Below are 22,750 nucleotides of genomic sequence, written 5' to 3' on the forward strand. Positions count from 1 at the left end.
CTACACTTACTCTTGAGATGATGCGCATAGACAACAAGGATTATTATCATGAAACGAGCCATTTTTCCGATTATTGCCGTCCTTTTAACGCTACCCGCTCTGGCGCAAGCCGACTCAGCGTATGGCGGTCTGCAGGCTGTACACGAAAAAAATACCGTGCTGAATGACTTACGTAAGATTTGCACCCCGCAAGGGTCGCCGTCAGATGAGGTGTGGGAAAAAACAATTATGGCTGATACGCGCAATCAACAGCACATTCGCGAAGCCATTCTGGCAATACAAAGAAACAATCAGAACAACTACTGGGAAGCGCTTGGCAAAGTGGAATGCCCTGATTTATAGCCATTATGTTGTAAAATGAGCACTGTAACCGGTTTCTGTATCGTAAAAACACGTATTGTTGCCAGAACAGATAAATAGCAATGGAGCAACAATATGCGATACCGTTTTCCTGAAAACTTCTGGTGGGGCAGTGCCTGCTCGGCGCTACAAACCGAAGGAGATAGCCTGAACGGCGGTAAAAGCCAGACCACGTGGGATGTGTGGTTCGACCGTCAGCCAGGTCGTTTCCATCAGGGGGTTGGCCCGGCGAACACCTCAGGCTTTTATCAGCACTGGAAACAGGACATCGCACTGCTCAAACAGCTGAAACACAACAGCTTCCGTACATCTCTGAGCTGGTCACGCCTGATCCCGGACGGCACCGGTGAGGTTAATCCTGAGGCCGTCGATTTCTATAATAACGTCATCGACGAGCTGCTGGCGCAAGGCATAAAGCCATTTATCACCCTGTTCCACTTCGACATGCCGATGGTGATGCAGGAAAAAGGCGGCTGGGAAAACCGTGAAGTGGTCGAGGCGTTTGGCCGCTACGCACAGACGTGTTTCAAATTGTTCGGCAACCGTGTTAAGCACTGGTTCACCTTCAACGAGCCGATTGTTCCGGTAGAAGGTGGTTATTTGTATGACTTCCATTACCCTAACGTGGTGGATTTCAAACGTGCGGCCACCGTGGCGTACCATACCGTGCTGGCGCATGCGACGGCGGTGCGGGCGTATCGTGATGCAAACCATGACGGTGAAATTGGCGTGGTATTAAACCTGACGCCTTCGTATCCGCGCTCGCAGCATCCGGCAGATGTCAAAGCCGCGCACCATGCGGACCTGCTGTTTAATCGCAGCTTCCTCGACCCGGTACTGAAAGGGGAATATCCGGCGGATCTGGTGGCATTGCTGAAAGAGTACGATCAGCTTCCGGCCTGCCAGCCAGGCGATGCGCAGTTGATCGCCGACGGCAAAATCGACCTGCTGGGGATTAACTATTACCAGCCGCGTCGTGTGAAATGTCGCGATACGGCAGTCAATCCGAATGCGCCGTTTATGCCGGAGTGGCTGTTTGATTACTACGAAATGCCGGGACGTAAAATGAACCCTTACCGCGGCTGGGAAATTTATGAGCCGGGTATTTACGATATTATTACCAATCTTCGCGATAATTACGGTAACCCACGCTGCTTTATTTCAGAAAACGGTATGGGTGTTGAAAACGAACAGCGCTTTATTCAGGAAGGACAAGTTAACGACAGCTACCGTATCGAATTTGTTGCTGAGCATCTGAAATGGCTACATAAAGGCATTAGCGAAGGCTGTCATTGTCTTGGCTACCATATGTGGACCTTTATTGATAACTGGTCATGGCTCAACGGCTATAAAAACCGCTACGGTTTTGTCCAGCTGGATTTAGAAACGCAAAAACGCACGGTGAAAAAGAGCGGCGAATGGTTTGCCCATACCGCCGAAAATAATGGTTTTGATTGATTAAGTTGCCGGATGACAGTGTTGACTGAAAACGATGCACCATCCGGCAACTGTTTTCACTGAATCCTGACCTTCATCGTAACCAGAAGCGCTGTCAGCAGCATCAGGCTGCCCGAGAGCATCAGGGGCGACAGCAGTCCGAGGTTATCAAGCGCGTAGCCTCCCACCGCAGCCCCGCAGGTATTGGCAAGCTGGATCACGGCTACCTGGACGGATCCGGCTTTTTCTGCCTGATCGGCAAGTGAGCGGGTGATCCACGTCGACCAACCGACCGGTACCAACGCAAACGCCAGCCCCCAGATTATTGCAATGCCCGCGGCAACCACTTTATCGCTACCCCACAAAATCAGGACCAGCGCGCTGAGCGCCAGCACCAGCGGCGCACCGGCCAGGGCCAGTTTGACCGAGCGCTTCAGAATCACCGAAGAGAACGACGTCCCGACAAAGCTGGCGATACCAAAACTCAACAGCACCAGCGTCAGGCCATCAACATCAAAGCCCGCCAGATTCATATAGACAGGGCGAATATAGGTAAAGAAGGCGAACTGCCCGGCAAAGGACATGAAGATGGCAATCATCCCGGCCATTACTCCGGGGCGCTGCAGCAGGCTGAACATGTTTTGCTTCTGATGCGAAGGTTCACCCGGCAGCGAAGGCAGCGCTCTCACCACCCAGATGGTACACAACACCCCCATTACCGCCGCCGCGTTAAACACGTTGCGCCAGCCGATGATGCCGCCCAAAAAGCTTCCCAACGGCGCGGCAATCACCAGCGCGATGGACACCGCGCCAAAGATCACCGACAGCGCTTTCGGCACCGTACGCGCGGGAACCAGACGCATAGTCAGCGACGCTGACATCGCCCAGAACCCGCCGAGCGCCAGTCCCAGACAGGCACGACCGATCAGCAGTAGCGTAAAAGAGTTAGCAAATGAAACCAGCAGGCAGGAAAGCGTCAGCAGAATCGAAAACAGGACCACCACGTAGCGACGATCGGTCGCCTGGATAATTTGCGTCACAAACAGGCTGGCAAACATGGCGACAAACGCCGTCACGGTCACTGATTGTCCGGCAACGCCTTCCGAAATGCCCAGCTCCTGCGCCATCGGCGTAAGCAGACTAACAGGCAGAAACTCAACGGTTATCAGGCAGGCAACACAAAACGCCACGGCGAATACCGCCGACCAGTTTGGCCGGGTATTTACCTCAGCGCGGGACTTTTGTTCAACAGCGTCACTCATTTTGTTACCTGCGTGGGGTTATTGTAGAAAAGTTACGCATTGTAACATTAAAAGTGTGACGTATTTAACGTTTTGACAACCTTGTTATTTGCATTACGACCTTCGAGTCAGCTCGCATAAGCAAAATTTCCATTCCACTAACGCTTTAACAGGATCTTGAATCTCATAATATAACACTAAGTGCTATACTTACGGTTACAGGATGTCTCCGATGCGTGTTTTCAAGACTAAATGGTTCGCCAGGGAAGCCAAATCCCACACGATAAAAGATAATGAATTGTGCAAAGCCATTGCAGCTGCTTTGCAGGGAAAAGTGGAGGATCTCGGCGGCGGAGTTTATAAGAAACGCCTGAACCAGAATCGCGATCGAGCGATCATTCTGGCGAAAGGAGGTGACCATTGGTTCTACACGTTTCTCTATGCCAAACAGGATATGGCAAATGTTAGTCACAGCGAATTGATAGGATTTCGAGAATTGGCGAAGCATTTCGCCAAACTTACAGATGAAAAAATTATTATTTTATTGAAAAATAAAGAACTAGTAGAGGTCTATTGCAATGACCGAAAAAAATGATTTCAAAAGCCCGGCCTTTGAAGCTATCCATAGTGCGGCAACCGGCTTGTTTAGCGTCGAGGCGATCCCGCAGGAAACCATGCGTAATTTCGACAAAGCGTGTTTGAGCCGCGTCATCGATCTTCAGCCTCGAGAAATCAAAGCGCTCCGCGAAAAATTTAACGTGAGCCAACCGGTTTTTGCACATTACCTCAATACCAGCGTGTCGACAGTGCAAAAATGGGAGAGCGGTGCCAAGCGGCCGAGTGGAATGTCTCTTAAGCTGCTCAGCGTCGTTCAAAAGCACGGATTACAAGTTCTGGCGTAGGCCTGATAAGCGCAGGCATCACTATCAGTGCAGCCAGTGCACGCCATCTTCAGGTTGGAAAAAGGCGTTATAGCGCATCTGGAACGCGTTAAGCTCCTGCATATCCGGATCCATTTCACGTAGAAACCCGAGCGCCAGGCGCACCTGCGCGTCGGTGATCGGGGCGGCCAGGCGAGATTTTTGTAGCAGGCGGTGCCACTGCAGCAGGTTCTGCTCACTACCGTCGACAATGACGATTTGCCAGATTAACAATACCTGGGCGGCATTTTGCAGATGCGATTCCTCAGGGCGGTGCAGGTACTGTAAAAACGCCTCACCCTGTACTTTTCCCATCTGATCAATCATCGATTCTACCGGTACCACATCAATATTCAGTCGCTCGCTCAGACGGCGAATGGCCCGTCGTGATCCAGACGTCAGCACCCGAAAACCCACTACAAAAACAACCACCAACGTGGCCAGCATTATCCAAATCATGCGAACATCCATTACCAGACAGGACGCCCATCATAGCGGCAAATTCACCTCTGTCGATGACTGAACGTGTTAACGCCGTTCAGGACGGGTTACGAGGAATAAAAAAGCCCGCCATTATGGCGGGCAAAGGTTACCAATGCACACTTAACTCAAGCAACTTTCAATTGTTGAATCTTTTTCTCGCGGCGAATTTTACGTTCTTCAAACACGGCCACGATGGCCATCAGGCAGATACAGCCAATGGCGGCGGTATCCAGCGCGGCAAAGGTGCCTGCCCAGCCGGTGAGGCCGAAAATCGGTGTGCCGTCGGCGATCATCCCGAGACCCAGCTTGGCGAAGCTGTCGCCAATCAGGTAGGCGAAGGTGCCTTTAATGCCATCGGCCGCGCCGATCGCTTTTTTCGGTACAAATCCGACGGCGGCCACGCCGATTAACAGCTGCGGACCGAACACCAGGAAGCCGAGGGCAAACAGCGACGCCAGATAGACGTACTGGTTGCTGGCATGCTGGTAAACACCCAGCGTGGCGATGATGAGTGCCAGCGCCACGCAAGCCACCAGCGCGCGACGACCGTTCGCCAGATCAGAGAGCCAGCCCCACAGCAGCGTGCCGACCAGCGCGCCCACTTCAAACAGGGTAAAACCCTGAATCGCCACTTCTTTGGAGAGCTTCAGCTCCTGGAAGGCGTAGACGGTGGACCACTGGTCGATACCGATACGCACCACGTACAGGAAGATGTTAGAGAAACATAGCAGCCAGATCACTTTGTTTTTCAGCACGTACTCAACAAAGATCTGCCATTTGGTCATCTCATTTTCTTCGGTCTCTTTGTCCTCTTCGCTGATCTCCTCGCCGAACAGCTCTTCGGCTTTACCGAGGCCATAAGATTCCGGGGAGTCGCTGCCGTAGCGCAGGCCGATAAAACCGACAATCAGGGCAATAATCGACGGGAAGATAAACATACCGATGACGTGGCCGTCGAACAGGTAATTCGCGCCGAACAGCGCTACGCCCGCCGCCCCCGCGCCGCCGAGGTTGTGGGAGATATTCCACATGCCGAGGTAGGAACCGCGCTTACGGCGCGGCGTCCACTTGGTGATGGTGGAATAGCTGCACGAGCCGCCGGTGCTCTGGAAGAAACCGCTCAGCGCGTAGAAGGCGATCATCAGGAACAGGCTGGTTGACCCCGCGCCCATGCTGGCGCTGAAGCCGAGCATACAGATGGCGGAAAGGATCAGCATAAACGGCAGGAACTGCTTGGTATTTTTGCCGTCCGCGTAGTAGGAAACCACGGTTTTACCCACACCGTAGGTGATGGAGAATCCCAGGCCAATCATCCCCAGCTGCGTCATGCTCAGCCCGTAGGTGGAGATCATGTCGTTCTGCGCGATGTTGAAGTTTTTGCGGATCAAGTACATGGTCAGGTAGCCGATAAAAACCACCAGATAGGACTGCATGAACGGTTTGAACCACATTTTGCGCCGCACATCGAGCGGCAGATCCAGGGTCGGCTTGCGCACCTGGTTGAGAAAGGCCAGCATTTGACACTCCCGAGCTGATTTTTTTACCTGCGAATGGCAGGCATTGTAAAAATCAGCCAGGGGACACGCCTGAGACAGCGTCCAGGTGAAACCGGGAAAATTTCTTAGTTTTACGCCACTCGGGGCAAAAAGGTGAGGTGCATCACGCTTCGCTGAGGTCGCGCGGCGCCTGGGCGTTTAAGAACGGCAGCAACAGCAGTGCTGAGATGCCGGCCGCAATGGCGATCACCACAAAGAATCCGCTCCAGTGCCACACTTCCATCACCTTCGCCAGCGGCCAACCCGAGAGCGAGGCCCCCAGATAAGCAAACAGGCCGACAAAGCCGGTCGCTGCGCCCGCCGCCTCCTTGTGCGAGCACTCTGCCGCCGCCATGCCGATCAGCATCTGCGGGCCAAAGACGAAGAAGCCGGTGGTGAAGAAGCACGCCGCCTGCATCACGTAGCTGGCAAACGGCATCAGCCATAGCGAGCCCACGGAGAGCAAAATCCCGGCGGCGAAAATCAGGTTCATCGGCCCGCGGTTGCCGTTAAACAGCTTGTCCGAGCCCCAACCCGCGACCAACGCGCCGATGAAGCCGCCCAGCTCGAACATGGTCACGGCGGTATTGGCAGTGACCAAATCGACGCCGAGTGTCTCCGACATATACAGATTGCCCCAGTCGTTGATCGCCGCGCGCACCACGTACACCAGCACATAGCACAGCGACAACAGCCAAATATATGGATTAAGCAACACATATTTGGTGAGGATCTCTTTACGAGTTAACCCCGCGCCCTCCTGCTGTTGGGCAATTTCCAATTCATCGTGCCGCCAGTCGCCAATCGGCGGCAGACCAATCGCCTGCGGCCTGTCGCGCAGCCGCCAGCAAAGAAAAACGCCCACCACGATCGCCAGCGTACCGGCAATCATCATCCCGGCGCGCCAGCCGTAATGCAGCGCCGCCGCCGCCATGACGATCGGAATCAGCGCGCCGCCGACGTTGTGCGCGGTATTCCAGATTGCCCACCAGCCGCCGCGCTCGTTGCGCGAATACCACGCGGTGAGCAGGCGGGCGCACACCGGCGCGCCCCAGCCCTGGAAGAAGGCGTTCAGCGCCCACAGTACGGCAAAGGCCCAGACCGAAGTTGAGAAGCCGAACAGGATGTTAACCACGCCGGTGGCGATTAGCCCAATGCCCATAAAATAGCGGGCGTTGGAGCGATCGCTAACAATACCGGAGACAAATTTCGACAGCCCGTAGGTGATGTAAAACAGCGTCGCCAGCAGGCCAATATCGCTGCGGGTCAGCACACCGCTGGTGATAATTTCCGGCACCGCGGCGTTAAAGCTTTTGCGCGTGAAATAAAACAGCGCGTAGCCGAGCCAGATAGTCAGCAAAATATGCCGCCGCCAGTAACGGTAGCGGGCGTCCACTTCCTGCTTGTCGGTGATAAGCGGCGCGCTGGCCGGAGCTTTTAAAAACTGAAACATGGCCGTTCCTTAGGCGTAGCGCTGGGGCAGCGACACGCTGACGCGCGTGCCGTGCATGCAGGATATCGTGAGTGAACCACCGAGCGCCGTCACCCGCTCGCGCATCCCGGTGAGACCAAAACCTTGTGGGTTCGACCCCGGCGGCAAGCCGCTGCCGTCGTCCTCAATGACCAGCATCAGCCGCTCATCCTGCTGCCAGCCCTGGAGTGTCACCGCGCTGGCATTGGCGTGCTTCACAATGTTGTTCAGCCCTTCCTGACAGACGCGAAACAGCGTCACGCGCTGGCTTTCGCTCAGCAATGACTCATCAATTCGCCAGTCAAGGTGGCTGACGATACCGCGGCTTTCCAGCTCCATTTCACGCATCAGCGAACGAATGGCTTGCTCCAGGGTGAGATCGTCCAACTGGCGCGGACGTAAACGCCCCAGCAGACGGCGTACGGCGTCATACACGCCCAGCGAAAGCTGTTCAATGTGCGCCCCGCTTTGCTTAACGCCCGGGTTCTCTGGAGCCAGGCGCTGTACGATACCCGCCTGAGTGCGAATGGCGGTGATGGTCTGGCCGATATCGTCGTGCAGCTCGCGCGCGACGTCGCGGCGCACGCTCTCTTCGGTTTCAAGCAGACGTTCCGCCAGCCGATGATTGCGCGCCAGCTCGTTTTGCAGCGACTGGTTAAGCTCACGCAGGCGCTGAATACCCGCGCCAAGCAGCAGGCCGGTCAGGCTTTGCGCCAGCAGCGAGAGCAGTAAATCGACCGGGTGATCGTGCCAGGTCTGGCTGGCAATCAGCGCGATGGCGTTCATCAACGTCGCAATCAGCGCGCCTTGCCAGCCGTAGTGCCAGGCGAGCGCAATAATCGGTAAAGCGAGACAAAACGGCGTAAAGCGCGACAGCTCAGCGGGCAAACCGAGCTGTAGCCACAGGCTGACGGTGAATAACAGCAGATACCATACCAGGTGTCGCCCGCGCCAGTTCACCGGCTGCGACACCAGCGCCGGGCCGAGCGGCAGCCAGGTGGTGCTGGTCAGATAGTGCCAAAACACCAGGCAGATCGGCGCCAGCGTTAATCCGCCGGTCAGGGTCAGTAGCAGCGCATTCCACGCTTCCTCGCCCTGCCCCAGCCACGGCAGCGATTGCAGCAGCGCCGCCGCCGTCAGCGCTGCGCCCTGCAACAGCAACGTGCGCCAGTCGCGTTGATGGCGGTATCGCGAAATCAGCATCACCGGGAGTAGCGTGAGGGCACTTCCGATCATCAAAAGTGGCAAATGGGCCAGCGCCACCTCCTGCGCCAGCCAGTACATCAGCAGCCACTCCGCGCCCAGCAGCACCGGCCAGTAGCTGCGCGGGCATTGCAGCATTAATCCCAGACGCAGGCCGAACGGAAACAGCAGTACCGCCAGTTCCGGGCGCTCAACCAGGTGCAGGCTGATGCTCCACAGGCAAAACCACGCGGCGGAAAAGATAAAGAAACAGGCAACAACGGTAATTAACCGGGAGAAAAGTGCGTTCATTGCCAGCCGTCAAACATCCGGCGCGCCAGCTCAACATCGTTGCTGACGTTCAGCTTTTCCATCAGGTTGGCGCGATGAACGTGCACCGTTTTCGGCGACAACCCCAGCTCGGCAGCAATCTCTTTCACCGCCATCCCCTGTGCCAGCTTCTCCGCCACCTGACGCTCGCGTTTTGTCAACGGATCCTGACGCCCGGCCGCCAGCTTGACGGCGATGTCCGGCGTCAAATAGCAACCGCCGGTCGCCACGGTATGCACGGCGGCAATCAGTTCATCCGGGCTGCAGCGTTTTGAAAGAAAGCCACGCGCGCCTGCGTTGAGCGCCTGCTCGACCAGTGCCGGGCTGTCGTGGACGGAGAGCATGATAATCGCCATCCCTTTTGGCAGTTGGCTGAGTAGCTCCAGGCCCGAGATATCGGGCATAGAGATATCGCAAATACACACCTGCACGCCGCGCCCCGGTAAACCGGCCAGCGCCTCGCGCCCGGAGCCAAATTCCGCCACAACCTGCAAATCAGCTTCCAGCCCCAGCAGTTGGGCAAAGCCGGAGCGGACGATAGTGTGGTCGTCGATAAGGGCGATGGTGATCATGGGTTTGTCCTGGCGCTAAGGCATGCCTGATAAGCGTAGCGCCATCCGGCAAAAGCGCTTACCTTAACGATAAGCGCTTTGGTGTTCAAGCCTTGAGCGATCAGGCTATGCCTGTCGTGACGGTAAATATCCGGGTGTGCTGCGGTTCTATTTCAATCAAGGTGCCATTGCGTTGTGCCGCCAGGAATCCTTCGGGTCGACAGGTTGCAGGCAAGGCGAATGCCGCAACCTGTTGATCGCCGTTATACAGGATCCATCGCGTCACATAATTCAGCTCCGCGCTGGAGAAGCGTGTAACGAACGTGGTGCCATCAGGTGCGATCATGCTAAATTCCGGCTTATCTGTGTACCTGTCCAGTTGGTCAGCAAAGAAGACAATTTCCGGATCGTAAAAATGCGGTTCATTGAGCCGCGCCAGAGAAGCCTCGCCCTGCACAATCCGCTGATTAAACGCCAGCCATTGCTCAGTCGGCTTAACATGCGCGGGTATCGACTCACGCAGCTTCATGGCCTCATCCGGAATATTCTGGCTGAAGGAGGCTTCCGGTACGTAGGCATAGTTCATATGGCACATGTACTGCAACGGCATTGCCACTGAAGCGAGGTTGGTAACCGCCATCTGAATATCAAACAGCGCGCTCGCTTTGTGCATTACCACCGCAGGATGCGCCTGATAATGATGGCCGAACCCCATCACATACTCATAGCGTCCACCCACGCGCAAATTATCACCCTCCAGCTCCAGCCAGGCTTCATCCATCGCGGCACAAGCCATTTCACCGTGCAAAGGATGTGAATCTTCTGGTGATGGGCAGCCATTAGCCAACAGACCTGAGTGGAAGGCAAAACAACCGTAGGTCGCCACCACTTCCGCCGCCGGTTTCGGCTGACTGAACATGTTACGCATGGTCAGGTCATGGCCATCAAACTGAGCATCCCAGATCATCTGCCCCATCCAGGGCAGAATAACCAGATGTCCACGACTGTTTTCTACCTTCAGCCCTTCCACTCCGCTGGCGTAACGAAATGCGGTAACCGTGAAATCGCTATTCTTCAGTAAGATTCGCGGATGCTCTGCAAAGAGTTCTCGCCACAGCGTTATACGTGTTGTCATGATCGCTCTCCTCAGGAAACTGTCGCTTCAGCCAGGTTGTTGCGCACTTTACTTTCACGCCAGAAGTAGATGCCGACGTACACGAAACAGAGCATGGAAACCAGGAACGAAAGTTGTAATGAATGGAACATATCAGCCACATAGCCCTGAATCGCCGGAACCACCGCCGCGCCGACAATCGCCATAACAATGACGGCACCTGCCATTTCGGTATGTTCGTTATCCACGGTATCAAGCGTACCAGCATAGATTGTCGCCCAGCAGGGTCCAAACAGGACACTCACCAGCACTGCGACATACACAGCGCTGAAGCTTGGCGCCAGTGCAACATAGACGAGGAACAGGGCACCAATGATGGAATAGAGAATCAGCACTTTTTCCGGATTGAAGCGCGTCATCAAAATGTTGGCGATAAACTTGCCGATAAAGAAGCAGGCGAAGCTATAGACCATGAAGGTTGAGGCGTCGCGCTCGTTGATATCACCTAATTCCAGTGCCAGACGGATGGTAAATGACCACACCGCGACCTGCATCCCCACATAAAGAAATTGCGCCACAATTCCACGACGGAAACGGGCATTGCTGGCCAGATAACGCAGTGTATCCATCGCGGACGGGCGTTTACGACTCGTGGTTTGCGCAACTTTACAGGTCGGGAAGCGGGTCAGCAGGAATAACACCATCACCACAACCAGCACCATAATCATGTACTTATATGGCTCAAGAGTATTTTCCAGCATCAACACTTTAAAGTTATGGATCTGCTCGGCGTTCATCCCGGCCATCTGTTTTTCCAGGCTTTCGCCTTCAGAGAAGACCAGATATTTACCCAGCAGAATACCAGCCGCCGCGCCAATAGGATAAAAAGTTTGACTGATGTTCAGGCGTAAAGTGGCATACGCTTTTGGGCCGATCATTGAGCTGTAGGTGTTGGCCGCTGTTTCCAGGAAGCTCAGACCAATCGCAATCGCGAAAATCGCCGCAAGGAACATGGTGTAGGTGGCCATGTGCGATGCCGGGAAAAAGAGCGTACACCCAACGATATAAAGGGTCAGCCCCATTAAAATGGCGACTTTATAACTGGTCTTTTTAATCACCAGAGATGCCGGAATTGCAATTAAAAAATAACCGCCATAAAAGGCACTCTGAACTAATGCCGAGGCAAAGTTGCTGAGTGAAAATACGCTTTTGAATTGCGTAATCAGAATATCATTTAATGCGGCTGCGCATCCCCATAACGGGAATAAACAGGATAACAAAATAAACTGGAACAGAGGGGTCTTATTCAAATAGCCGTCAGGCATCTGAATGATGTTTTTATCGTTCATAGTGCTACCTTTTACAGTGCAGGAGTATTATTCGTTTAAGGTAAGAAACTCATTAAATTGTTCGATGCTTGGATAAGATGATTGAGTGCCTTTCCCGGTAACGCTGAAAGCAGCGAAGAGAGCGGCTTTTTTCATGGCGGCTTCCACATCACCGCTTTGAACGTAATAGTGAGCAAAACAACCGATGAAAGCGTCGCCTGCGCCACTGGTATCGATAGCGTTCACTTTAAACGCCGGAACATGGACTTCCTGGTCACGCGTCATCCACAGCGCACCTTTCTCACCCATGGTGACAATAATATTGTTCAGACCTTTATCAACCAGAGAACGTGCCGCTGCGCGAATATGGTCATAGGTATCTACTGACATACCGGTTAATATTTCCAGCTCGGTTTCGTTCGGCACGAAAAAATCACATTTACAGGCATAAGACATATCTAATTCCCGTAATGCAGGGGCGGGATTTAGTAACACTTCAATACCGTGTTTTTTGCCAAATTCAATCGCGTGATAAACGGTTTCCAGCTGCACTTCCAGTTGCAGGACAATAAGCTGACATTTTTTCAGATCTTCCGCCGCACGATCGATATCTTCCGGGGAGAGAAATTTGTTCGCTCCTTTAATAATCAGGATGCTGTTGCTGGAGTTGGCATTAACAAAGATCGGTGCGACACCGCTGCTGGTGCAGGGTACCTTTTCGACATAGGTGGTATTAATTCCCCAGGATTCGAGATTGCGAATAGTGTTATCCGCAAAAATATCATCACCGACTTTTGTCAGCATCAGCACTTTGGAATTGAGCTTAGCGGCCGCAACGGCCTGATTTGCGCCTTTGCCCCCACAGCCAATTTTGAACGCCGGCGCTTCCAGCGTTTCCCCTTCTTTGGGCATCTGGTTGATGTAGGTGATGAGATCCACCATGTTGGAGCCAATAACCGCGATATCCATTTTACTACCTCTCAGAAACAATCACACAACAATGATATTAAAATAACATTATCATGTTACTTTAGTATCATTTGTGACTAGGATCGCGATTGGAAGATCATTTTATTGTTTATTTATTACGCTAAATGTTGCAGCCCCATCACACTACAAATGATGAAGTTGCTTACAATTGACTGAAAGTTAACTGTATATAATCAATAAAACGTGAAAAAACACGCTTTTATTTCCGAATAGTCAGACGTATAGTAATGCGGCAATGCCATGTTCTCAGAAACACAAAAATGTTACTGAAAGAACATAGAAACATGATTCGTGGAGAAGCACATGGAAACTAAGCAAAAAGAACGTATTCGACGTCTGATGGAATTGTTGAAGAAGACCGACCGAATCCATCTGAAAGAGGCGGCACGAATGCTGGAAGTTTCCGTGATGACTATTCGTCGGGATCTCAGTCAGGATGACGAGCCGTTACCACTCACGCTGCTCGGTGGTTACATTGTGATGGTGAACAAACCTGCTGCCATCGTTAACGCGCCACTCCCCGTGCAAAAACAGCATCACCGCGACGATTTACCGGTTGCCATTCTGGCTGCGGGACTGGTAAGTGAAAATGATCTGGTCTTTTTTGATAATGGTGCGGAAATGCCGTTGGTGGTCAGCATGATCCCGGACGATATTTCCTTTACCGGGATTTGCTACTCGCACCGGGTGTTCGTAGCGCTAAATGAAAAGCCCAACGCCACAGCGATTCTTTGCGGGGGGACCTACCGGGCGAAAAGTGACGCCTTTTACGACACCAGTAATCCCTCCCCGCTGGATGCACTCAACCCACGAAAAGTCTTTATCTCCGCCAGCGGAGTCCATGAGCATTTCGGCGTTAGCTGGTTCAATCCGGACGATCTGGCCACAAAACGCAAAGCGATGGAACGCGGATTACGCAAAATTCTGCTGACGCGCCACGCCCTGTTCGATGAGGTCGCCCCCGCCAGCATTGGTCCACTCTCCACCTTTGACGTACTGATAAGCGACCGTCCGTTACCGGCAGATTATGCAACCCACTGCCGGAACGGCTCTGTCAAAGTGATCACCCCGGATTCAGACGGCAACTAACTCACTCAAAGAAGACGGTGATTTTGTTAAACATCGACGGGTCGGATTGGTTGCGGGCGACTTTCACCACATCTTCCAGTTTGTCGATCTGGCTTATCATCTGCTCCAGACGCTGATCGTCGTTGACCAGTAGCCAGATGCGGCTCTTATCGCTGTCCTGAATCGGTAGACAGAGAATGCCTTCCACGTTGAACGCGCGGCGGGCAAACAGCCCGCAGACGTGGGTCATTACGCCCGGATGGTTGCGTACGGTGAGTTCCAGGATTACGTTGTCATGAGTCTGCTGTTGCATGGCTTATTCCCCCACCATTTCAGTGTTTGCCGCACCCGGCGGCACCATCGGGTACACTTTTTCTTCGGCGTCGATACGCACGTGGATCAGCGCAGGTCCAGGCCGATTAATCATTTCCTGCAACGCTGCCTGTGGGTCTGCTTCGTTATTCAAATCACAAGTTTCCAGACCAAAACCAGCTGCGATCTGCATAAAGTTAATCATCCCCGGATAGGTCGCAGCAAAAACACCCTGCTTATAGAACAGGCTCTGCTGCTGATATACCAGACCCAACGCTTCGTTATTCATCAGGATGATTTTAATATCCAGCTGATTTTCGCTGGCTGTCGCCATTTCCTGAATATTCATCATCAGGCTACCGTCGCCGGAGAAGCACAGCACTTTTTTATCCGGGTTCGCCAGCGCCGCGCCAATGGCCGCCGGCAGACCAAATCCCATGGTACCAAGACCGCCAGAGGTCAGCCACTGACGCGGACGGTTCAGCGGGTAGGCCTGCGCCGCCCACATCTGATGCTGCCCGACATCGGTGGTGATAATGGCGTTGTCATCCACGCATGCCGCCACCGCATTGATCAGCCCATAGTGACTGAGCGGGTCGCTTTCCTGCGGAATGGCGCAAGGAAACTCACGTTGTAAATCGGCCACCATCTGATGCCATGCCTCTCGCGGCTGGGCCTCAACCAATGGGATCAGTTGCGCCAGAACCTCATCGACATCCGCCTGAATCGCTACATGCGGCTGTTTGATTTTACCCAGCTCCGCACGGTCGATATCCACGTGGATGATTTTGGCGTTCGGGCAGAACTGTTCGGTTTTACCAATCGCCCGGTCATCAAAACGTGCGCCCAGAACAATCAGTAAATCAGCTTCTTGCAGAATAAAGTTGGTGCTGCGCGCGCCGTGCATACCCAGCATGCCTAACGACAGCGGATGCGTCTTTGGCAGCATGCCCAGCGCCATCAAGGTCATGGTGGTAGGCAGCATGGCTTTTTCGGCTAGTTCACGCACGCGTGCGGGCGCGTTAATCACGCCGCCGCCGAGGTACAGTACCGGACGCTGTGCGGCGTTAATCATGGCTGCGGCATCGCGAATGCTGTCCTGACTGAACGCCGGCGCCGCCATTTTCTGCGCGGGTTCCGGCATCTCTTCAATTTCAAATACGGCGGTTTGAATATCCTTAGGAATGTCTATCCACACCGGGCCTGGACGTCCGGACTGCGCAATGCGGAATGCATCGCTCATGACCTGAGGTAATTCATTGATATGGCGGACCAGATAGTTGTGTTTGGTGATGGGGATAGAAATACCGTAGGTATCGACTTCCTGGAAGGCATCGGTACCGATCATCGAGGCCGGAACCTGCCCGGTGATACACACCAGCGGGATGGAATCCAGACGAGCATCGGCAATCGCGGTAACCAGGTTGGTGGCGCCCGGCCCGCTACAAGCCATACACACGGCGGGTTTACCATCGGTTCGTGCCATGCCTTGCGCGATAAACCCCGCACCCTGCTCGTGGCGCGCCAGGATATGACGGATTTTCGTGCTTTGGCTTAACGCGTCATAGACGGGAAGAATCGATCCGCCAGGGATACCGGTGACTACCTGGATTCCCTGACGTTCCAGGAAATGAACAATGAATTCTGCGCCCGTAAAACGCGTACGCTTGGATGTTATGCCCGAACTTGCCATGCTCCAGTCCTTTTATTCTGGGCCGTTGCTCCGGGCAGGTCTCTTAAACGAAAAACCCCGCCCGGTTTGCGCCGGCGGGGTTTTGGAATCGTGTGTTGATCCGGACCCTACGGCGCATTGCCGACGACCACCACCACACGCACGACGACCGCTGCGCGAGATGGCGCAGTTTTTAGTAGGGTCGCAGTCAGCATGGAAGGGTTCATTAGGGACCTGTCTGTTTGTTGATTAACTGGATTTATACAAACACAGGTTTTTCAGCGTGACAATGGAAAAATTTTCATCTGCACAAAAATGCGTCAACGATCACATTTCGCTATACGATGTTGAAAAACAAAAAACCCCGCCGGAGCGAGGTTCTTTTCAGCGTTGTGCGGTTGGTAGCCGCCGAACACACTGTGTTATGTCAACGAGAAAAGTATACGCGCTCCGCGAAGAACACGCAATTTCGGCACGAATTTTGATGATATTGAGTATGGGCTAATGTTGACGTTACGTCCACAAAATACTGTTAATTTATACAGTGTTTATCTATAATATTCCCGTACACAATGTGTTATGCGGGGGCCGCATCGTAAACCGGCGCATCAAAGTCCTGGCTGAAACGGGTGGTGCCGTCAGCGCCTTCACCCCCGTGCGAGCACACTGTGTTATGTCAACAAAGGTGCTGGCAACAGGCAGCGGCGAGGTACGCCAGCACCGTGCTCCTTGTACCAAAAGGAGAGCGTATGAGCCTCGTGGATATCGCTATTCTTATCCTCAAACTCATTGTTGCAGCACTGCAACTACTTGATGCCGTTCTGAAATACGTTAAGTAATTCAGATTCAAGTCGCACCTAAGGGGAGCGGGTCACACTCCGCTCCCCTTTCACCTTTTCCCAGGTGCTTGTCACGCGTCAATATGTTACGTTTTTATGACATTCTCAGGGAAGAATTCCGCCATGACGCTTTCTGTTTTCTGCATTTTGCTGTTCGCCGCGCTGCTGCATGCCAGCTGGAATGCCATTGTTAAGGCTGGAAACGATAAACTGTACTCGGCGATCGGCGTCAGCGGCTCAGCTGCGATTATGGCTTTAATCTGCTTACCCTTTGCGCCTCAACCTTCTGCCGCCAGCCTGCCGTTTTTGGCTGTCTCTACGGCCTTACAAGTGGTGTACACGGTTCTTGTCGCCAAAACCTATCAGGTTTCGGATATGAGTCTGACCTACCCTTTGATGCGCGGCACCGCACCATTGCTGGTTGCGATTATCAGCGTCCTGTTCCTTGGCGATAGTCTCTCTACGCTTGCCTGGGTGGGGATTGCCACCATCTGCCTGGCTATTCTCGGCATGGCATTTAACGGGCGCAGCAGCTCGCAACGCGGGATCGTACTGGCACTCATTAACGCCTGCTTTATTGCCGGTTACACGCTGGTCGACGGCACCGGGGTACGCTTATCAGAAACCGCGCTGGGTTATACGCTGTGGACCTTCTTTCTGAACGGTTCTTGCCTGCTCACCTGGGCAATGATCGCCAGACGCCGGGAAGCGTCACGCTATCTGGTACAGCAGTGGAAGAAAGGGATTCTTGGCGGGATTGGCACGATGGGTTCTTACGGACTGGCGCTGTGGGCCATGACCCAGGCACCGTTGGCGGTGGTCGCTGCGCTGCGTGAAACTTCCATCCTGTTTGGCGCGCTGCTCGCCTGGCTGTTGCTGAAAGAAAAGGTTGCCGGAGTGCGTCTTGTCGCGGCCGCAGGTATTGCCATAGGCGCGGTTTTGCTACGCTTGTCGTGATCTCTTTGTCTACCTGATGCAATCCGGCAACATTTGTTGCCGTTTTTTGTTTACATTTCCTGCCGTTCCTCGCTTAAACATTCCAGCCTACTATCTGGCCTTCTTTTTCTGTTGTGGTAGATTCCACGCGCATTTACGGGAAAGTGCAGCACCTTATTCTTATTTTTTCACTTTTTGAAAAGTTATCAGCGAAATGAAAAGGCATAGAAGCGTCAATTTGTTGTTGATGTTGGTATTACTGGTGGCGGTTGGACAGATGGCGCAAACCATTTATATCCCCGCGATTGCTGATATGGCGCGTGAACTGAACGTTCGCGAAGGGGCGGTGCAGAGCGTGATGGCCGCCTATCTGCTGACCTACGGCCTGTCACAACTGTTTTACGGCCCACTTTCCGATCGCGTTGGCCGCCGTCCGGTGATCCTCGCCGGGATGTCTATTTTTATGCTGGCCACGTTGGTTGCCATTACCACCCATAGCCTGACGGTACTGATTATCGCCAGTGCAATCCAGGGGATGGGAACGGGTGTCGGCGGTGTGATGGCGCGAACCTTGCCGCGAGACCTGTATGAAGGTACGCAGCTTCGTCACGCCAACAGTTTGCTGAATATGGGGATCCTGGTCAGTCCGCTGCTGGCACCGCTGATTGGCGGTATGCTGGAAACCGTGTGGAACTGGCGCGCTTGTTATATTTTTCTGCTGGTCCTGTGCGCGGGCGTCACGTTTAGCATGGCGCGCTGGATGCCGGAAACGCGCCCGGCAGGCGCGCCGCGTCCACGGCTGATCGCCAGTTACAAAACACTGTTTGGCAACAGCTCTTTCACCTGTTACGTGCTCATGCTGATCGGCGGCCTGGCGGGCGTTGCAGTCTTCGAAGCCTGCTCCGGGGTATTATTGGGCGCAAGGCTGGGTTTAAGCAGCATGGTGGTCAGTATCCTGTTTATTCTGCCTATTCCGGCGGCATTTTTCGGCGCCTGGTTCGCCGGTCGCCCGAACAAGCGTTTCTCAACGCTGATGTGGCAGTCGGTTATCTGCTGTCTGGTCGCCGGTTTGATGATGTGGCTCCCTGGCCTGTTCGACGTGATGAACGTCTGGACGCTGCTGGTTCCCGCCGCGCTGTTTTTCTTCGGCGCCGGGATGTTGTTTCCGCTGGCAACCAGCGGCGCAATGGAGCCTTTCCCGTTCCTGGCGGGCACTGCCGGCGCGCTGGTCGGAGGATTACAAAACATTGGTTCCGGCGTGCTGGCATGGTTCTCTGCGATGCTGCCGCAGACCGGACAAGCCAGTCTGGGCCTGTTGATGACCCTTATGGGGCTGCTGATTTTTGTGTGCTGGCTTCCGCTGGCGTCACGCGTGTCGCATCAGGGGCAGGCGGTTTAAGCGCATGATGGCCCGGTTTATCGCCGGGCTTGTCACATTCAGGCGCAATCATCGTCGTCAGCAACGGCTCAAGTGCCGGACGCCAGGCTCCCTCCTCGCCATCATAGAACTGCGTATCCGCATTGATAGCATAGGGAATCTTCGCTTTCTTCAGCTCACACGCCATAAAACGGGCGAAGGCCATTTGCGCAGCAGATGGCCCATTTTTAATGGTTTCTCCCGGCGACCAGCCGCCTACCCAACTCACGTGACCGGTTTTCTGCTGCCAGCGAATGGCGGTATTGATACGGGCGCGAATAGCCGTCTTTTCCGCTGCAGTCCCTGACGTCCATGGGTATTTGCCGTTATTTTTCAGCGGCCCCCACGGGAAGATGTGCCATTCGGCCAGCACGGTATTCTGGCTTTGCGGCGGCAACTTCAGGTTCGGCAGCTCTTCCGGCGCGGCACGCAGTCGCGGCGCGATGAAGATCATCCGTTGCGGGTCAATAGTGTGGATGGTGCGAATCGTTTTGTCATACACCCGGTTGAGCGATGCCTGATTATGGTTGAGCTTATCCGCAGGTTCATAAATCAGGTCAAAACCCAGTAGCGGCGAACGTTGACCAAAGTAATGCGCCACCGCCACCCACCAGTTAACCACCTCTTTTTCATTACCGGCGCTGGGGTCTTGTTTATATTCATCCGCCTGGTAAGCAATAATCGGGATTACGCCATACTGCTCGCAGGCTTCGACCAGCTTGCGCAGATGAATTAGTCTGGCTTCTGTCGGTTCTCCCGCCACGCGGATACGCACATGAGAAATGCCTTTCGCCCTGAAATCCCGCACCACCAGCGGATCGAACTCACGGATGCCACGCTCGGTTCGCGCCCAATCTACGTCCATCCCGACCCCAAGCTGCTGCGCATACGACGCCGCCGTCAGCGCTGGTGCTGCTGCACACACGGTGGCGCTGGCGAAGAGCAACAGGGAAACAATCGACTTTAACACGCTCGTCCTTACGCAAATCATCAGGAGTGATATCACGTATTTAGCATGCTTTTTCACTTTCCGTGTAGAGAGAAAGCGTAAAAAATATGCATGGCCCGCTTATTTAACCTGCTCCTGTAGCCAGCCAATAAATGCCTCGATTTTCGGCCACTGCCTGCCGGGCAGCGTGGTGATGTAGTAATGCTGATGGCATTTCAGCGCCATATCGCCAAAAGGCGCGACCAGCTCTCCGCTATCGAGGCGTTTTTGCACCAGCCTTTTACGGCCCATCGCTACGCCGATGTGATTCATTGCCGCAATCACCGCTAAATCAGAACGATCGAAACCAATGCCCGACGATGTTGGCAAATTTACCGCAAAATGCTGCGCCCAGCTGTGCCATTCATCGGTCCCGGAGTCGTTACTCCACGCCTGCCTGTCGTGCAGCAACGTACAGTGCGGCAGATTCACCAGCGAGCCAGTGAGACCATAACGAGAGGCATAGTCCGGGCTGCATACCGGCAGGATCTCTTCATCCATCAGAAAATGGTGTGTGAGCTGGGCGGAGGGCGCATCGTCAAAATAGATCGCCAGATCGATTCCGGCACGCTGCAGGTTGACGTTGTCATTCCCGGTCAGCATGGTCAGCGAAATCGACGGATAGCGACGGGTGAAGTCGCCGAGCGCCGGAACCAGCCAGCACTGGGCGATGGAGGGCCGTGAGTACACGGTGAGCGTTCCCGACAGCTCCTGATTTTTGATATCAAGGATTTCCTGGTTGAGTGTGTCCAGCGACGATTTCAGTGCCCAGAACACCCGTTTACCCTCGTGGGTCAGTTCCACTTTGCGGTGAGAACGGACAAACAGCTGAATACCCAGTTCATCTTCCAACTGATTTATGCGATGGCTGACGGCGCTGGGGCTCAATGACAGCTCGTCTGCCGCCAGCGCAAACGACTGATGCCGGGCCGCCACTTCAAAAGTATACAGCTTTGACAACTGCCAGCCGTTGAGCAGCCGGTTTCTGACTTCGCGTAGGGGATCCATTCTCACCTCCTTTCCTTCTGATTCATGCGCTGAAGTGTAAAAAAGTTCGCTGCAAAAATCAGCTCAAAGGTGAATCAGAGTGAACCATATCGCATAAACAAAGCGCAATTAGACATAAATCACTCATTTGATGCAATCTGGCTCATGTGAAGGGGGATTTATATCGTTTGTCAGACCATGCCTTATTTTTGTCCAATAACCCTATATTAATCACAGGGCAAGGTGAGTTATGCACTCTCAAATCTGGGTTGTGAGCACGCTGCTGATAAGCATCGTGTTAATCGTTTTGACCATCGTGAAGTTCAAATTCCACCCGTTTCTGGCGCTACTGTTAGCCAGCTTCTTCGTGGGTACGATGATGGGCATGGGGCCGTTGGATATGGTCAATGCCATTGAGAGTGGCATCGGCGGTACGCTGGGCTTCCTCGCCGCGGTTATCGGCCTTGGGACCATTCTGGGCAAAATGATGGAAGTGTCCGGCGCAGCCGAACGCATTGGCCTGACGCTACAGCGCTGCCGCTGGCTTTCCGCTGATGTCATTATGGTGCTGGTCGGGCTGATTTGCGGGATCACGCTGTTTGTTGAAGTCGGCGTGGTACTGTTGATTCCGCTGGCTTTTTCGATTGCCAAAAAGACCAATACTTCACTGCTGAAGCTGGCAATCCCACTGTGTACGGCGCTGATGGCGGTGCACTGTGTGGTGCCGCCGCATCCGGCCGCCCTGTTCGTGGCGAATAAGCTGGGCGCAGATATTGGCAGCGTAATTGTTTACGGTTTACTGGTGGGCTTAATGGCCTCGCTTGTCGGCGGGCCGCTGTACCTGAAATTCCTCGGTAACCGTCTGCCGTTTAAACCGGTGCCGGCTGAATTTTCCGACCTGAAAGTGCGCGACGAAAGTACGCTGCCGTCGCTGGGCGCAACGCTGTTTACCGTCCTGTTGCCGATTGGCCTGATGCTGGTCAAAACCGTTGCTGAGTTGAACATGGCGAAAGGCAGCACGCTGTATACGCTGCTGGAGTTTATTGGTAACCCGATCACCGCGATGTTTATTGCCGTCTTCGTGGCCTACTACATTCTCGGTCTGCGTCAGCACATCGGCATGGGCACGCTGCTGACCCACACTGAAAACGGGTTTGGTTCGATTGCCAACATTCTGCTGATTATCGGCGCAGGCGGCGCATTCAACGCTATCCTCAAGAGCAGCGGGCTGGCGGATACCCTCGCGCTAATCCTTTCAAACATGCATATGCACCCGATTCTGCTGGCGTGGCTGGTGGCATTAATTCTGCATGCTGCAGTGGGTTCCGCCACGGTCGCGATGATGGGCGCCACGGCAATCGTAGCGCCGATGCTGCCGCTCTACCCTGACGTTAGCCCGGAGATCATCGCCATTGCGATTGGTTCCGGCGCCATTGGCTGCACGATCGTCACAGATTCCCTCTTATGGCTGGTCAAGCAATACTGCGGCGCTACCCTGAATGAGACGTTTAAATACTATACGACCGCGACATTTATCGCGTCCGTTATTGCACTGGCTTGCACATTCCTGCTTTCCTTTATTATCTAAG

Annotated in this window: 23 protein-coding genes; 9 read left to right on the top strand and 14 right to left on the bottom strand. The window is 54.0% G+C overall.

The features are described from left to right. Positions 1 to 48: 48 nt before the first annotated feature. Both FDX04_RS18630 and FDX04_RS18635 read left to right on the top strand, forming a co-directional pair. Positions 49 to 342, top strand: coding sequence for a YicS family protein (locus FDX04_RS18630; RefSeq protein WP_023183846.1), 294 nt, complete (start codon positions 49 to 51; stop codon positions 340 to 342). A 93-nt stretch (positions 343 to 435) separates the two neighbouring features. Beyond that, the gene (locus FDX04_RS18635) at positions 436 to 1,818 is read left to right on the top strand and encodes a glycoside hydrolase family 1 protein (RefSeq protein WP_079225791.1); all 1,383 of its coding nucleotides are present in this window, start codon (positions 436 to 438) and stop codon (positions 1,816 to 1,818) included. A gap of 56 nt (positions 1,819 to 1,874) precedes the next feature. Here FDX04_RS18635 and nepI read toward each other — a convergent pair whose 3' ends face one another. Continuing rightward, positions 1,875 to 3,059 (bottom strand): purine ribonucleoside efflux pump NepI, encoded by a 1,185-nt coding sequence (gene nepI, locus FDX04_RS18640; RefSeq protein ID WP_137371325.1) that lies wholly within the window; start codon positions 3,057 to 3,059, stop codon positions 1,875 to 1,877. A gap of 211 nt (positions 3,060 to 3,270) precedes the next feature. Between nepI and FDX04_RS18645 the strand changes: the two genes are divergently transcribed. Then, the gene (locus FDX04_RS18645) at positions 3,271 to 3,633 is read left to right on the top strand and encodes a type II toxin-antitoxin system RelE/ParE family toxin (protein WP_137361446.1); all 363 of its coding nucleotides are present in this window, start codon (positions 3,271 to 3,273) and stop codon (positions 3,631 to 3,633) included. Beyond that, positions 3,617 to 3,940, top strand: a complete 324-nt coding sequence (locus FDX04_RS18650) for a DNA-binding transcriptional regulator (protein WP_087857246.1) — start codon at positions 3,617 to 3,619, stop codon at positions 3,938 to 3,940. Before FDX04_RS18645 ends, FDX04_RS18650 begins: the two co-directional genes overlap by 17 nt. 24 nt (positions 3,941 to 3,964) lie before the next feature. Here the strand turns inward: FDX04_RS18650 and FDX04_RS18655 are convergent, their stop codons facing one another. The 8 genes from FDX04_RS18655 to rbsK form a co-directional block, all read right to left on the bottom strand. Next, the gene (locus FDX04_RS18655) at positions 3,965 to 4,417 is read right to left on the bottom strand and encodes a DUF1198 family protein (RefSeq protein ID WP_137361447.1); all 453 of its coding nucleotides are present in this window, start codon (positions 4,415 to 4,417) and stop codon (positions 3,965 to 3,967) included. Positions 4,418 to 4,566: 149 nt separating this feature from the next. Further along, positions 4,567 to 5,958, bottom strand: coding sequence for a hexose-6-phosphate:phosphate antiporter (uhpT, locus tag FDX04_RS18660; protein ID WP_038635654.1), 1,392 nt, complete (start codon positions 5,956 to 5,958; stop codon positions 4,567 to 4,569). Positions 5,959 to 6,100: 142 nt separating this feature from the next. After that, the gene (locus tag FDX04_RS18665; RefSeq protein ID WP_137361450.1) at positions 6,101 to 7,429 is read right to left on the bottom strand and encodes an MFS transporter; all 1,329 of its coding nucleotides are present in this window, start codon (positions 7,427 to 7,429) and stop codon (positions 6,101 to 6,103) included. 9 nt (positions 7,430 to 7,438) lie between these two features. Further along, the gene (gene uhpB / locus FDX04_RS18670; RefSeq protein ID WP_137361451.1) at positions 7,439 to 8,941 is read right to left on the bottom strand and encodes a signal transduction histidine-protein kinase/phosphatase UhpB; all 1,503 of its coding nucleotides are present in this window, start codon (positions 8,939 to 8,941) and stop codon (positions 7,439 to 7,441) included. Continuing rightward, positions 8,938 to 9,531 carry a transcriptional regulator UhpA gene (uhpA, locus tag FDX04_RS18675; protein WP_038635664.1) on the bottom strand — a complete coding sequence of 198 codons (594 nt, stop codon included), beginning with the start codon at positions 9,529 to 9,531 and terminating at the stop codon, positions 8,938 to 8,940. Before uhpA ends, uhpB begins: the two co-directional genes overlap by 4 nt. Before the next feature lie 100 nt (positions 9,532 to 9,631). Further along, positions 9,632 to 10,645 carry an aldose 1-epimerase family protein gene (locus FDX04_RS18680; protein WP_137361452.1) on the bottom strand — a complete coding sequence of 338 codons (1,014 nt, stop codon included), beginning with the start codon at positions 10,643 to 10,645 and terminating at the stop codon, positions 9,632 to 9,634. Between the two features lie 11 nt (positions 10,646 to 10,656). Then, positions 10,657 to 11,973: an L-fucose:H+ symporter permease gene (gene fucP, locus FDX04_RS18685; protein ID WP_137371326.1), complete on the bottom strand. Its 1,317-nt coding sequence runs from the start codon at positions 11,971 to 11,973 to the stop codon at positions 10,657 to 10,659. Positions 11,974 to 12,000: 27 nt separating this feature from the next. After that, positions 12,001 to 12,921, bottom strand: a complete 921-nt coding sequence (gene rbsK / locus FDX04_RS18690; protein ID WP_042311479.1) for a ribokinase — start codon at positions 12,919 to 12,921, stop codon at positions 12,001 to 12,003. Positions 12,922 to 13,245: 324 nt separating this feature from the next. Here rbsK and FDX04_RS18695 point away from each other — a divergent pair, with 324 nt between their 5' ends. After that, positions 13,246 to 14,031, top strand: coding sequence for a DeoR family transcriptional regulator (locus FDX04_RS18695; protein ID WP_137371327.1), 786 nt, complete (start codon positions 13,246 to 13,248; stop codon positions 14,029 to 14,031). 1 nt (position 14,032) lies between these two features. Here FDX04_RS18695 and ilvN read toward each other — a convergent pair whose 3' ends face one another. The 3 genes from ilvN to ivbL all read right to left on the bottom strand — a co-directional run bounded on the left by ilvN (position 14,033) and on the right by ivbL (position 16,221). Beyond that, the gene (gene ilvN, locus FDX04_RS18700; RefSeq protein WP_003023914.1) at positions 14,033 to 14,323 is read right to left on the bottom strand and encodes an acetolactate synthase small subunit; all 291 of its coding nucleotides are present in this window, start codon (positions 14,321 to 14,323) and stop codon (positions 14,033 to 14,035) included. A 3-nt stretch (positions 14,324 to 14,326) separates the two neighbouring features. Further along, positions 14,327 to 16,015: an acetolactate synthase large subunit gene (ilvB, locus tag FDX04_RS18705; RefSeq protein ID WP_137371328.1), complete on the bottom strand. Its 1,689-nt coding sequence runs from the start codon at positions 16,013 to 16,015 to the stop codon at positions 14,327 to 14,329. Between the two features lie 107 nt (positions 16,016 to 16,122). Further along, positions 16,123 to 16,221, bottom strand: a complete 99-nt coding sequence (gene ivbL, locus FDX04_RS18710) for an ilvB operon leader peptide IvbL (protein WP_003827118.1) — start codon at positions 16,219 to 16,221, stop codon at positions 16,123 to 16,125. Between the two features lie 522 nt (positions 16,222 to 16,743). On the opposite strand from ivbL, the gene tisB reads away from it, so the two are divergent. From tisB to emrD, 3 genes are all read left to right on the top strand, one after another. Then, positions 16,744 to 16,833, top strand: a complete 90-nt coding sequence (gene tisB / locus FDX04_RS18720) for a type I toxin-antitoxin system toxin TisB (protein ID WP_003023909.1) — start codon at positions 16,744 to 16,746, stop codon at positions 16,831 to 16,833. A 123-nt stretch (positions 16,834 to 16,956) separates the two neighbouring features. After that, the gene (locus FDX04_RS18725; RefSeq protein WP_137371330.1) at positions 16,957 to 17,790 is read left to right on the top strand and encodes a DMT family transporter; all 834 of its coding nucleotides are present in this window, start codon (positions 16,957 to 16,959) and stop codon (positions 17,788 to 17,790) included. A 193-nt stretch (positions 17,791 to 17,983) separates the two neighbouring features. Further along, positions 17,984 to 19,168 carry a multidrug efflux MFS transporter EmrD gene (emrD, locus tag FDX04_RS18730; RefSeq protein ID WP_137371331.1) on the top strand — a complete coding sequence of 395 codons (1,185 nt, stop codon included), beginning with the start codon at positions 17,984 to 17,986 and terminating at the stop codon, positions 19,166 to 19,168. Here the strand turns inward: emrD and FDX04_RS18735 are convergent. Both FDX04_RS18735 and dsdC read right to left on the bottom strand, forming a co-directional pair. Then, complete coding sequence (locus FDX04_RS18735) at positions 19,095 to 20,177, bottom strand: cellulase family glycosylhydrolase (protein WP_137371332.1); 1,083 nt, start codon at positions 20,175 to 20,177, stop codon at positions 19,095 to 19,097. The genes emrD and FDX04_RS18735 overlap by 74 nt on opposite strands. A 78-nt stretch (positions 20,178 to 20,255) precedes the next feature. Continuing rightward, entirely contained in the window at positions 20,256 to 21,182 is a 927-nt protein-coding gene (gene dsdC, locus FDX04_RS18740; protein WP_069323826.1) for a DNA-binding transcriptional regulator DsdC, read from the bottom strand. 229 nt (positions 21,183 to 21,411) lie between these two features. On the opposite strand from dsdC, the gene dsdX reads away from it, so the two are divergent. Further along, positions 21,412 to 22,749 carry a D-serine transporter DsdX gene (dsdX, locus tag FDX04_RS18745; protein ID WP_137371333.1) on the top strand — a complete coding sequence of 446 codons (1,338 nt, stop codon included), beginning with the start codon at positions 21,412 to 21,414 and terminating at the stop codon, positions 22,747 to 22,749. Position 22,750 lies beyond the last annotated feature (1 nt).

The sequence above is a fragment of the Citrobacter sp. wls615 genome (assembly GCF_005281355.1).
GTDB lineage: Bacteria > Pseudomonadota > Gammaproteobacteria > Enterobacterales > Enterobacteriaceae > Citrobacter > Citrobacter werkmanii.